The organism is Ensifer sp. GW101-20A05 (genome assembly GCF_059424735.1).
Map to the genome: position 1 here is coordinate 365,749 of NZ_JBWKZT010000006.1, position 11,644 is coordinate 377,392.

The 11,644-nt window shown below is 58.7% G+C and carries 10 protein-coding genes; 2 read left to right on the forward strand and 8 right to left on the reverse strand.

Going from position 1 to position 11,644, the window contains the following annotated elements:
- Window positions 1–159 precede the first annotated feature (159 nt).
- Window positions 160–630, forward strand: a complete 471-nt coding sequence (locus AC070A_RS18190; RefSeq protein WP_112995962.1) for a MarR family winged helix-turn-helix transcriptional regulator — start codon at window positions 160–162, stop codon at window positions 628–630.
- Between the two features lie 4 nt (window positions 631–634).
- Here the strand turns inward: AC070A_RS18190 and AC070A_RS18195 are convergent, their stop codons facing one another.
- A complete protein-coding gene (locus tag AC070A_RS18195; RefSeq protein WP_057254506.1) occupies window positions 635–1,114 on the reverse strand; it encodes an Lrp/AsnC family transcriptional regulator in 480 nt (159 codons plus the stop codon).
- A 131-nt stretch (window positions 1,115–1,245) separates the two neighbouring features.
- On the opposite strand from AC070A_RS18195, the gene hppD reads away from it, so the two are divergent.
- Window positions 1,246–2,358 carry a 4-hydroxyphenylpyruvate dioxygenase gene (gene hppD / locus AC070A_RS18200; protein ID WP_057254505.1) on the forward strand — a complete coding sequence of 371 codons (1,113 nt, stop codon included), beginning with the start codon at window positions 1,246–1,248 and terminating at the stop codon, window positions 2,356–2,358.
- A 141-nt stretch (window positions 2,359–2,499) separates the two neighbouring features.
- Here hppD and AC070A_RS18205 read toward each other — a convergent pair whose 3' ends face one another.
- The 7 genes from AC070A_RS18205 to AC070A_RS18235 form a co-directional block, all read right to left on the reverse strand.
- Window positions 2,500–3,459 (reverse strand): glycoside hydrolase family 26 protein, encoded by a 960-nt coding sequence (locus AC070A_RS18205; RefSeq protein WP_057254504.1) that lies wholly within the window; start codon window positions 3,457–3,459, stop codon window positions 2,500–2,502.
- 18 nt (window positions 3,460–3,477) lie between these two features.
- Window positions 3,478–3,993: a DUF995 domain-containing protein gene (locus AC070A_RS18210; protein ID WP_057254503.1), complete on the reverse strand. Its 516-nt coding sequence runs from the start codon at window positions 3,991–3,993 to the stop codon at window positions 3,478–3,480.
- Between the two features lie 48 nt (window positions 3,994–4,041).
- Complete coding sequence (locus AC070A_RS18215) at window positions 4,042–6,036, reverse strand: glycosyltransferase (RefSeq protein ID WP_112995963.1); 1,995 nt, start codon at window positions 6,034–6,036, stop codon at window positions 4,042–4,044.
- Entirely contained in the window at window positions 6,033–7,016 is a 984-nt protein-coding gene (galE, locus tag AC070A_RS18220; protein WP_112995965.1) for a UDP-glucose 4-epimerase GalE, read from the reverse strand. Before galE ends, AC070A_RS18215 begins: the two co-directional genes overlap by 4 nt.
- 1 nt (window position 7,017) lies before the next feature.
- Window positions 7,018–8,058, reverse strand: a complete 1,041-nt coding sequence (locus tag AC070A_RS18225; protein ID WP_082641249.1) for a UDP-glucuronic acid decarboxylase family protein — start codon at window positions 8,056–8,058, stop codon at window positions 7,018–7,020.
- Window positions 8,059–8,622: 564 nt separating this feature from the next.
- Entirely contained in the window at window positions 8,623–9,423 is an 801-nt protein-coding gene (locus AC070A_RS18230) for a helix-turn-helix transcriptional regulator (protein ID WP_057254501.1), read from the reverse strand.
- 1,182 nt (window positions 9,424–10,605) lie between these two features.
- Window positions 10,606–11,535, reverse strand: a complete 930-nt coding sequence (locus AC070A_RS18235) for a siderophore ABC transporter substrate-binding protein (protein ID WP_112995966.1) — start codon at window positions 11,533–11,535, stop codon at window positions 10,606–10,608.
- Window positions 11,536–11,644 lie beyond the last annotated feature (109 nt).

Genomic DNA, 11,644 nt, shown 5'->3' on the forward strand with positions numbered 1-11,644 from the left:
TCCTCCTCCCTTGAGCATCCGGCTCCAGCTCTCGCAGCGGGGCCAGCGCAATCCCAAACACCGCCCGCAACGGCCCCATCCATGGTGGACGCGAGCCTCGCCTTCGGCATATTAGTTGCAATCGTAACTATCGATTTTGTAACTATCAAGGAAACACCGATGACCGCCGACGGCTTCGAGCTCAATGCCTTCCTGCCCTACCGGCTGAACCGCGCGGCCGAATTCGTCGCCCTGCGCTTTGCCGCACAATACAAGGCGCGCTACCAGCTCACTCGCCCGGAATGGCGAACGCTGGCACCCCTCGGCAGCACCCGTCGTCCAATGACGGCAACGGAAGTGGGCGCGCATTCCGCCATGCACAAGACCAAGGTGAGCCGTGCGGTCGCAGCACTCGAAGAGCGGCGCTGGCTGACGCGCAATGAAAACGAAGGCGATCGCCGCCTCGAACATCTCCAGCTGACGAAGGCGGGCCTGCGTGCCTATGTCGAACTGACGGCGCTTGCGGCCAGCTACCAGGCTGAACTCGACGCTTTGGTTGGAGCCGCCGGAATGCAGGCGCTGACGGCTGGTCTCGAGGCGATTGAACGCGCCATCGGCAAAGTGGAGAAACGTCCTCGCCGCGAGGGGTGAAACGTCAGCCCTTCATCCGCTCCGGAATCGGCACACCTTCAAAACTCTTCAGCGTTTCGAGCACGATCGACGTCTTCACGTGCTGCACGCTGTCATGCGGCAAAAGCACGTCGTTGACGAAGCGCGACAGCCCCGCGAGGTCAGGCGTCACCACCCGCAGGTGATAGTCCATCTCACCGGTCAGCGCATAGGCCTCCAACACCTCGGGCAAACTCGAAATGAGCTTGCCGAAGCGCTTGGCATTGTCGCGGTTGTGGGTGGCGAGCGTCACCGAGATCACCACCATCAGATCGAGGCCGAGCTTCTGCCGGTCGATCTGTGCCTGATAGCCGGTGATGTAGCCTTCGGCTTCGAGCCGGCTACGCCGCCGTGAGCATTGTGACGGCGAAAGTGCGATGCGCTCCGACAGCTCATTATTGGTCAGATGTCCGTCGCGCTGCAATTCGCTGAGGATCTTGAGATCGAACCCGTCAAGCTGCTCCATTCCTGCATCCTAATTCACTATTATGCATGTTCCGTGCGCCATCCTGTCTAAACCGCGCAAGAATACAAGCATCATGCATGGGAATTGCGTCATACTCCAGCGAAGTTTGGAAGAACAAGAGGAGACTTCCGATGGGCCCCTTCCCGCATGACGCCCCGCCGGCAACGATTACCGCTGAAAACCCCGCTGGCACCGACGGCTTCGAATTCGTCGAATTCGCCCATCCGGAACCGGAGAAGCTCGCCGAGCTTTTTGCTCGCATGGGTTACAGCCCGGTTGCCAAGCACAAGACCAAGAACATCACGGTCTGGCGGCAGGGCGACATCAACTACATTCTGAACGCCGAACCCGGCTCGCATGCCATGCGCTTCGTCGATGAGCACGGCCCCTGCGCCCCGTCCATGGCCTGGCGCGTCGTCGACGCAAAGCACGCCTTCGACCATGCGGTTTCGAAGGGCGCGATCCCCTATGAAGGCAAGGACAAGTGCCTCGATGTTCCGGCGATTGTCGGCATCGGCGGTTCGCTGCTCTATTTCGTCGAGACCTACGGCGCCAAGGGCTCTGCCTATGAGACCGAATTCGAGTGGACCGGCGAGCGCAATCCGAGGCCCGAGGGCGTCGGATTCTATTATCTCGACCACCTGACGCACAACGTCTATCGCGGCAATATGGACAAGTGGTGGGCCTTCTACCGCGAGCTGTTCAATTTCACCCAGATCCACTTCTTCGACATCGACGGCCGCATCACCGGCCTCGTCAGCCGGGCGATCACCTCGCCCTGCGGCAAGATCCGCATTCCCTTGAACGAGTCCAAGGACGATACGAGCCAGATCGAGGAGTATCTGCGCAAATACAAGGGCGAAGGCATCCAGCACATCGCCGTCGGCACCGAAGGCATCTACGACGCCACTGACAAGCTGGCGGACAATGGCCTGAAATTCATGCCAGGCCCGCCGGAGACCTATTACGACATGTCGCATGACCGTGTTCACGGCCATGACGAACCGATCGACCGGATGAAGAAGCACGGCATCCTCATCGACGGCGAAGGTGTGGTGAACGGCGGCATGACGAAGATCCTGCTGCAGATCTTCTCGAAGACAGTGATCGGCCCGATCTTCTTCGAGTTCATCCAGCGCAAGGGCGACGAAGGCTTTGGCGAGGGCAACTTCCGCGCCCTGTTCGAATCGATCGAAGCCGACCAGATCCGTCGCGGCGAACTGGGGCCGCAGGCGGCCGAGTAAATCGCAGCCGACAACGCCGGCACTTCTAACTCGAGCCTCTCGCCTCAAGCGAGGGGCTTTTCTGCAAGTAAGGGCATCCAGCCAAACGAGATGCTTGAACTTTCTCGCGCGCCCGTTCAGAGCGCGCTACTGCCGGCAATGTCAGTTCGTGGTCTGGTTGACCACGCGCCAGTTCGGCCGGCCGAGATTGTGCGGCCATTCGATGACGTCACGGTCGTTGAAGTAGACGACTTCGGCCAGGTTGGGGAACTGCGGGTCCGGTTGTGTCGCGGTGTTCATCCAGGGCTGCATATAGGCCGGGCTGCCTTCCCATCCGAGCTCGGCGACCCAGATCGGCTTGTTGTACTTGGCCACCAGGTCGTAGCCGGGCTTGAGCGCCTGCGCGAACGTCCTTGGCGTCCCATATTCGATCTGATCGAATGGTTCGAGCCCGAAGACCGACAGCCCGACGAGATCGACGTAATCGTCACCCGGATAATAGGCATCGAGGTTCGGCAAACCCTTTGGCGACCACATGATCTGCGCCTTCGGCGCCTTCTTGCGCACGATGTCCATCGCATGCTTGTAGGCCTTGATCCAGTCCTGTGGCGCCCAGCCAGCCCAGGAGAACCGTCCGGACGTGTCTTCCATCTCCTGGCCCCAGCGCACGATGACCGGGCTCTTCAGCTCGGCGATCATGTCGGCGATCGCCTCCATGTTGACGTCGTATTCACCCCTGAGCATCCGGTCGCGGAGCTGCGCCGGCGTCAATTTCCAGTCGAGCGACCAGGACCAGGGCTCGATGGTGATCAGCAGATTGCGTCCCCGCTGAAGGGCATACTCGTCAGCGGTGCGCAAGGATGCGAGATCGACGTCCTCCCAGGGCAGGAACAGAGCTTCGGTCGTCACATCGCTTTGGGCGCCGAAATCGCCATGCGGGTCATAGGCGCCGAATCTCGTTCCGCCAGGGTGCATGACGGGACGTTTGTCGATCATGGTCTGGGTCTGACCGGCATTGCCCGCAGGATTGGCTTGCTCCTGCGCCAACGCGGATACCAAGCTGCCGAAGTCCAGTTGCAGGGCCAGGGCAGTGCATAGGGCGAATGCCAATTTGCGTTTCATTTCATCCTCCTGCTGCGTCTATTTTTTGGCCAGGAACTGTTCCTTGAGACGCAACGCCTTTGCTGTGATGTCGTCCTGGGCGACGAGGCTGTAGTAGGCGTCATTGGGCTTGGGTTTTGCATGCTTGAAGACATACCATTCGCCGTTTGGCACCTTCCGCTGATAGATCGTGTCGCCGATCTTGGCATGGCCGAAGCAGGTCCGCGCATCGCCGGCCTCGGCCGCGGTCGTCCAGATGGCCTGCATGCACATCATGCCGAGATCGCTGACGTACCAATTGCCTTCGGCAAAGGATCGGTTGCCGTTGCCCTTGTCGACAAAGGCCACGAGTTTGCGGTCATGCGCGGTGAAGCGTGCACCGCCGGTGGACCATTGCCAGGTCTTGTTGCGGTAGAGGGAATAGACTTCGTAAGCGCTGAGCGGCGTCGGCTTGACTTCCATCTTCGCCTTGACCGGCTGGGCGCCCAAGTAGACCGCAGCGGCTGCAACCGGCAGCAACAGCGGCAGAACCATGACTTTTATCGACCCTTTCATCCACTTTCTCCTCACATTGGAGATTACACACTCGACTGTTCGCCGCCGTCATGACGGCACGTAGTATCGGCCGACCTTCTTTGTCGTCCTGGTTTCCCGGTACTTCGTTTCACTGACACTCCTTCTTCCGGCATTGTTAGAGGTGGCCCGTGATACGGCAGGTTCGATCCGCGCCCCGCTCTCGGGCGGCTGAGAAAAGCCTTTCCATTGCAAATGGAAGCGAACGATCCTGAGTTTCGTACCGTGTCCGGCGCCGGCGACCGTGTATTTCGCCTCGGTGAAGGTCACGAAACCCAAGCCATGCGACAGGGCCTCCGTTGCCTCGGCGCCGTGACGCACCGCCGATTGGGCCGACAGCACCGAAACCAGCACCAGAGAGCCGGCCGTCATTGCGGTCATCGTCGAACGCGGCATAAGCGGCAGCCCGTTCTCGCGGGCGTGTCGAACGTGGATCACCACCACGAGCCCGGCATAGACGAGGGCGTTGATCTCGGCGAAGACGTAGAAGCCGCGTGCCGTTCCGGCATCGGAAATCAGCCAGACGGCGAGCGCCGACATCAGGGAAAGCACGAAATAGGGCATCAATATCCGAAGCGGCAGGGGAGCCGCGGCACCGCCGCCTTTCGGCGTGATGCGAAAATCGACGAACGAGCCGGTCAGGTGATCGCGCACCGCCGCCAGACAGCCGAGCAGCGACCAGGGCCACCGCGCGAACAGGAACAGGACCGTCTCCCAACTCAGCACCCGCGCGTCGTGCGGCCGGAACGTACCGGTCGAACGCCAGAAATAGGCGAGCACGACCAGAACCACTGACAAAGGCACGAAATGCAGCAGAAAATCGGGATAGTCGACGTCAACGAAGGCCCGCCCCATCAACAGCGCCACGATCGGCATCAGGAACATCAGCGCCATGAAGCACGAAAACAGCGGGTACCAGAGTTGCGAAAACAGGAACTGGAACTGCAGCCGCGGCCGCAGCTTCGGCACATACAAAGGCGAATATTTCAGCAGGATCGCGACGAGGCTGCGAGACCACTGGAACTCCTGAACCACGAGATCGGCAAAGTTCGCCGGCCCGTCGCCATGGGCTATGGCGTTGAGGGCATGCACGCCGCGCCAGCCATGGGCATTCATCATCAGCGTGGTCGAATGATCTTCGGCGAGTTCCGGCCCCAATCCGCCGATCTGCTTCAGGGCCTTTGTCCGCACGGCGTAGTGGGAACCGATGCATAGGGGCGCCCAGCCATTGTTGTAGCCGACCTGAAGGGAGCCATGCAGGCTCGCCTCCGCGTAAAGCCGCCCGCGAGCCGACCAGCTTGCCGCGGCATTCGCGTCGCATATGCTCGGCGCCGAGACATAGCCGACCGACGGGTCGTTGAAGGGATGCAGCACCTCCACGAGATAGGTGGCTTCGGGCACGTGATCGGCGTCGAATTGCGCCACGAAATCGTAGCGGTCATAGCCGTGGTGATCGTAGAAATAGGCAAGGTTTCCTTCCTTGCAGCGCGTGCGGCGCGGCCAGGCGGCGCGATGATATTCGGCGAAACCCTTTCGCGTGGAGATGAAAACCCCGTGGGCCGCACACCAGGAAACCGTTTCCGGCGACGGGTCTTCGTCTGCCAGCCACACATCGAAGTCGCAGCCAGTCTGGTCCAGCATCGCCTGCAACGTCTTGCGTACAACGGCAAACGGCTCGGACGGCGCCTTGGTGACGACCATCGCGATCCGCCCCTGGGGCACCGGCCCCGTGCTCACCGTGGCCACCTTCGCGCCGGAAAAGATCGTGATGAAGTAGACCGGCAGCAGGGTGATCCACCCGACGACGACGGTGATAAGGACGTAGGACGGCCAGTCCAGAACATGGGCCGGATCGAGCCACCACCACCAGAAATACGTGAAGGCCGCGAACCACGCGGTAACCCCCAACATGTTCAGTATCTGCAAGCGCCCGGAAAACAGCGTCGTCAGACGCGGCCTGACAGGCCCCGCACGCGCGAGATCGGCATAGCGCCGAAATCCATCGACTGTGGCTGCCCAGCTCATCGCCACACCTCCAGCCCGAAACCCGGCGCCGCCGTGCGGATGATGGTTTCGATATCCGAGAAGGCCGGCCGGAAGCCCAGTTGCTGCCGCGCCCGGCTGGTGTCGGCATAGAGCACGGGCGGATCGCCCGGGCGACGCGGCAACATCTGCACGGGAACCTGCCGCCCGGTAACGCGATCGATCGCTTCGAGAACCTCCCGGATCGAGGTTCCATGTCCGGAGCCGAGATTGGCGCGCAGTACCTCGCCGCCGTCATTCAGATAGTTGACGGCCGCGACATGGGCGTCGGCAAGGTCGGTCACGTGAATGTAGTCGCGAATGCAGGTTCCATCCGGCGTCGCATAGTCGTCGCCGAAGATGTCGAGCCGTTCGATCCCGCCGGCCGCCGCCATCAGGGCACGCGGTATGAGATGCGTCTCGGGATCGTGCCGTTCCGTGAGCTGTCCTTCCGGATCGGCGCCTGCGGCGTTGAAGTAGCGCAGCGCGACGGAGCGGAAATCATAGGCGCGCGCATAGTCGCCAAGCATCAGCTCGATCATCAGCTTCGTGCGCCCATAGGGGTTGATCGGAAACTGTTCCGTATCCTCGGTGATCGGAAGCCGCTGCGGCACGCCATAGGTGGCGCAGGAACTGGAAAACACGATGCGTGCCAGCCCGGTCGCGCGGCAGGCTTCGAGCAGCGCGATGCTGCCTGCGACGTTGTTGCGGTAGTATTTTCCCGGGTCTTCGACGGATTCCCCGACATAGGCGGAAGCCGCAAAGTGGATCACGCATTCAGGCAGGAACGTCCGGACGGCCGTTGCCAGCCGTTCCGTATCCTCGAGATCGCCTTCAACGAGGGGACCCCAGCGTACGTTGGCCCTATGTCCCGTCGACAGGTTGTCATAGACGACGGGGACGAAACCCTGCTGGGCAAGGCGTTTGCAGGTGTGGCTTCCTATGAAGCCGGCACCGCCGGTGACGAGTACGACGCGGGACATCTCATACCGCCTGTCCCGCCGTTGCGCGATCGGCCGCGCTGAGGCGCTCCTCGAAGTAGGCGATAGTGCGCTCAAGCCCGTCGCGCAGGATGACCTTCGGCTCCCAGGCGAGTTCGGTCAGCGCCTGCGAGATATCGGGACGGCGCTGGCGAGGATCGTCGACGGCCGCCGCCTGGTGAACGATGCGCGAGCGCGACCCGGTCAGAGACCGCACCATCTGCGCAAGTTCGAGAACGGTGAACTCCCCAGGATTGCCAAGGTTGATCGGGCCGATGCAGTCATCCGCCGAGACCGAAAGCCGGAGAAAGCCGTCGATCAGGTCGTTGACATAGCAGAAGGACCGGGTCTGCTGCCCGTCGCCATAGATGGTCAGGTCCTTGCCGAGCAGGGCCTGAACGACGAAATTGGAGATCACCCGGCCATCGTCCGGACGCATGCGCGGACCGTAGGTATTGAAGATGCGCGCGACCTTGATCTTGACCCGATGGGATCGGTGGTAGTCGAAGAACAGGGTTTCGGCCGACCGTTTTCCTTCATCGTAGCAGGCACGCGGGCCGATCGGATTGACATTGCCGAAATAGACCTCGCGTTGCGGGCTGAGGAGCGGATCGCCGTAGACTTCCGAAGTCGAGGACTGGATGACCGTGGCGCCGGTGGCGCGCGCATTTTCGAGTGCATGCAGCGCGCCAAGGACGTTCGTCATGAGAGTGCCAACCGGATCGGCCTGATAGTCGGGCGGCGATGCGGGAGAGGCAAAGTTGAAGATGACGTCGGCGTCAATCAGATAGGGTTTGCGAACGTCATGATCGATGATGTGGAAATGCGGGTTCTGCACCAAATGAGAGAGGTTTTCACGCCGTCCGGTTGAAAAATTGTCGAGACAAATAACCGTATGACCTAGAGAAAGAAGTCTTTCGCAAATATGAGAGCCAAGAAACCCGCCTCCACCTGTTACTAGAATTCTCCTTGGTATTCCTGAAATCTTCTTTAGAAATTCCCGTTGCCCGACGACAGACAACGGCCCCGGAACGACCTTTCGCATACACACCTCCAATTATTGTACACACCATTTCTCATGGTGATTGGAGACGGGCTGCCAATGGAAATATAATAAGGATTTTGTTCTTTATTACAAATTCACGCACAACCCGACAGAACTATAATTCTACAATTCATCCGAAAATCTACTTATCTTCAATTTCAATATTAGTTAATTATCAAATAACCATTAGCGCGTCAACTAAAACAATAAGGATTGATATAATGTAATCTGAAATAGGAATAAAATAATCGGAAACATAATCACGAATAGTTACATTATAATCCAATCAACATAATCATCTAATACCTTGTTAACCATCTTGAAGTCACAGCGGGCTATCGGATCGCTCAAGAAACATTGCCATTCTCAGGGGAGTAGACCGTCATGCGGATGCCGGTCGCGTGTTCCGCCGTGGCGACCACGCTTCGCCACAGACCAGATCACGGGAACGCGGCAAACGGGGCCTCACAGACGATATCCAAACACCAACATCTGCGCTCTCGACCACGTCGAGGCACAGAAATGAAGTGTTTGGCCGACGCTGCCGAGCCTAGTTCTTCGAGCCTAGTTCTTCCAGCGCGACGAAAGCGTGTCGCCACCCCGTTCGGCCGCCGCATCGTTGGTGAAGTAACGCGACGCCGCCTCCGTGCGGTTGCGGACGTTCATCTTCTTGTAGATGTTGCGGACATGAACCTTGACGGTATTTTCCGACAATCCAAGACGATCCGCGATGATCTTGTTTTGCGTTCCCTTGCAGATCAGATCGAGGATCTGAACTTCGCGGGTCGTCAGTCCGTCAGGTCCGGCATCGCGCTTGCGCCGACCTGCGCCTGCGGCCGGACCGGATCCGGACAGCTCTGCCCGCCGGCCATAGAGACTGCTCGCAGCGAAGGGCTCGGGCGAAAGCCGTCGCAGTAAGGCGGCTGGGAAGTGCTCGCCTCCCTTCATCAGTAGATCGATGGCCGCAAGGCAGACGTCCAGGTTGAGGTTCAACGGCAGAACGCCATGGATCAACCGCTCTTCAACGAAACCGGCAATCGACGGATCGAGCTCGTCGGCATTCTCCACCACCAGACCGATCGAGGTCTTGGGGTGGAACTCGTGGATCGTCCGCAAGATTGCTGGAAAGGACTTGGCCGGCATCCGGTAGAGCATGATCAACGTCACGTCGACGAGACTGCCGTCCAACAGATTGTCCGGATCGGAAAAGCAGACGATGTCGTGCCCCTGAAACCGCGAGCCGACCGCCTGCATCAGGCACTCGGCAAACAGATCGATCTTGGCAAGCATGACAATCTTTTTTTTCTGCGATAAAGCCTTGTTGTTTTCTTCAAAATCACCAACGCTGGAGCTTCCCGGATACATTACGCCCTCCTAGGATTTTTCCATTTGTTTTTATGGGTGCTGCGTTTTTCCCGCTGTGCACCACACTTTCAGAAAATTTATTCGGAACCACTATGCATCACGATATCTTCCCGCCCCGGGAAAATTCGCGATAGCTAATGTAACGTAAAGATCTTCATTACGAAACAACCCAAAAGGATTAGAGGCGCTTCATAAGCGTTCTTAAATCGTTATAAATCGAACCATCTTTGGGTTACACTGCGATCGACCCCCTTATTGGGGGCGTGAAAAACGTTATCAAGATGGCAGCGATCGCCGTTCCGCCGCACACGACGGGCCATCCATTTCCGCGAGGCGCAACCCTTCCGAGACGAGAAAACGGATTAGCTGCCGAGGTATTCCCGGTATCGCCTACTCATTTCGCAAGGTCGATATACCTAATAATACTTCGTTAGAGCTAGTAAATTTGCGCTTCGGGCGAAGCGGGTCAACCGTTCGCGCGAGGAAGCGGGGCACACAACCGCATGTTTGGTGCCCACAGTCGCGCTGGCAGGCGCGAATCTTAACGCCATAACAACGGCTTGGGACTGCGGATTACGCCACAAACAGCCAATAATTACAAACCACTAACCAGAATTGGTAGCTTCCGCGCGCCCGCGTTTGGAGTCACATTGGCGTTTCGTTCCTGAGTATGAACGAAAACAGCCTGGGTTTCGGAGGATCTTAATCCGCTAATGCCCTTCAACCCAGCGCGTGGCGTAAGCGTAAACCAGAGTAAGCGTAAAGAATACATTGATTGATTGCGGATTTCGTTCCGCTTTGTCATTTAAAAAAAGCATAAAATTCGAAATGTATTTTAATGAAAGCGATATAAATCAAGTTACAATATTGTTTATTCCTCAAAAACGGAGCCAACCCAGAAAAATACCGTAAGATCTAAAGGTATTTGGTGTTGGCTCCCCTTTTAACTTTTACCCCAAAAACGCCGTCTCAGCGTCCTTGAAACGGCTCCTCGCCCGTCAAGCCCTCTTCTCGCTCTCACTCCAGTCGAGTGCCTTCAGCTCTTCCCGAAAGGAAGCCGCTGGACGCTTTCAGCATGATCTGCTCCTCCTGTCGGGTCTCCCTGAACAATGAAACGGCCGCGAGAGATATGTTCGCGGCCGTCCGATCACATCGCACTCAGCGAGCGCTGCCGCCCGAGCCCTACTTCTTCTCGAGTGCCTGCGTGAGCTGGTCGACGATATCCTGCTGCGACTTCAGGCCGGAGGCCGTCAGATAGAGCTTGGCGGAGTCGAGGTAGACGACGTGGCCGTCCTTCCAGGCCTTCGTCTGGCGCACCAGTTCGTTGTCGAGCAATGCCGCTGCGGGCTGCGCCTGCTGGCCGATTGCCGCATCGCGGTCGACGACGAAGATCCAATCGGGATTGGTCTCGAGAATGTACTCGTAGGAAACCGCCTGACCGTGGGTCGTTACCTGCAGTTCCGCATCGGCCGGCTTGATGCCGAAGACATCGTGCAACACGCCGAAACGCGATCCTTTGCCATAGGCGCTGATCTTGCCGCCGGTGGTGAGCAGGATCAGCCCGGTGCCCTTCTCAGCCGCAATGCCGCGAAGCTTTTCGATCGAGGCATCGAGCTTTTCGACGCTCGCTTTGATTTCCGCTTCCTTGCCGAAGATCTGGCCGAGAATCTCGGCATTCTTCTTGACGCTGCCGATGAGATCCTTGTCGTCGGAGGTCAGATCGATCGTCGGCGCGATCTTGGCGACATCGGCATATTTCGCCTGCGATCGACCACCGACGATCACCAGGTCCGCCTCTGCGGCATTGATGGCTTCGTAGTCGGGCTCAAACAGCGTGCCGATCTTCGGATAGCTGTCGGCCTTGTATTTTTCGAGCGAAGGCGGGATTGCCGCGCCGGGAACGCCGGCAACGGGAATGCCGAGCATATCCAGCGTCTCCAGCATGCCGAAGTCGTAAACCAGCACCGTCTTCGGGTTTTTCTCCACGTCGGTGACGCCGCTGCTGTGTTCGATCTTCAGCGTCTCGGCCATGGCGGCCGGCGCGCCGGCGACTGCGAATGCCGCCGCAATGACGAGGTTGCGCAGACCATTAGAAATCGAAGATATATTCATGACTATTTTCCTCATCTTTTATCGGTCGTCGTAGCGCGATTTTCCGGCGAGGGCAATGCACAGCTTCCGCTTGCCGAAGATGCCGCAGAAAACTTGACGAAGCCGATCA

Bases quoted from the DNA above. Each gene is read 5' to 3' on its own strand.
- AC070A_RS18190 (WP_112995962.1), top strand. From the start codon at position 160: ATGACCGCCGACGGCTTCGAGCTCAATGCCTTCCTGCCCTACCGGCTG.
- AC070A_RS18195 (WP_057254506.1), bottom strand. From the start codon at position 1,114: ATGGAGCAGCTTGACGGGTTCGATCTCAAGATCCTCAGCGAATTGCAG.
- hppD (WP_057254505.1), top strand. From the start codon at position 1,246: ATGGGCCCCTTCCCGCATGACGCCCCGCCGGCAACGATTACCGCTGAA.
- AC070A_RS18205 (WP_057254504.1), bottom strand. From the start codon at position 3,459: ATGAAACGCAAATTGGCATTCGCCCTATGCACTGCCCTGGCCCTGCAA.
- AC070A_RS18210 (WP_057254503.1), bottom strand. From the start codon at position 3,993: ATGAAAGGGTCGATAAAAGTCATGGTTCTGCCGCTGTTGCTGCCGGTT.
- AC070A_RS18215 (WP_112995963.1), bottom strand. From the start codon at position 6,036: ATGAGCTGGGCAGCCACAGTCGATGGATTTCGGCGCTATGCCGATCTC.
- galE (WP_112995965.1), bottom strand. From the start codon at position 7,016: ATGTCCCGCGTCGTACTCGTCACCGGCGGTGCCGGCTTCATAGGAAGC.
- AC070A_RS18225 (WP_082641249.1), bottom strand. From the start codon at position 8,058: ATGCGAAAGGTCGTTCCGGGGCCGTTGTCTGTCGTCGGGCAACGGGAA.
- AC070A_RS18230 (WP_057254501.1), bottom strand. From the start codon at position 9,423: ATGTATCCGGGAAGCTCCAGCGTTGGTGATTTTGAAGAAAACAACAAG.
- AC070A_RS18235 (WP_112995966.1), bottom strand. From the start codon at position 11,535: ATGAATATATCTTCGATTTCTAATGGTCTGCGCAACCTCGTCATTGCG.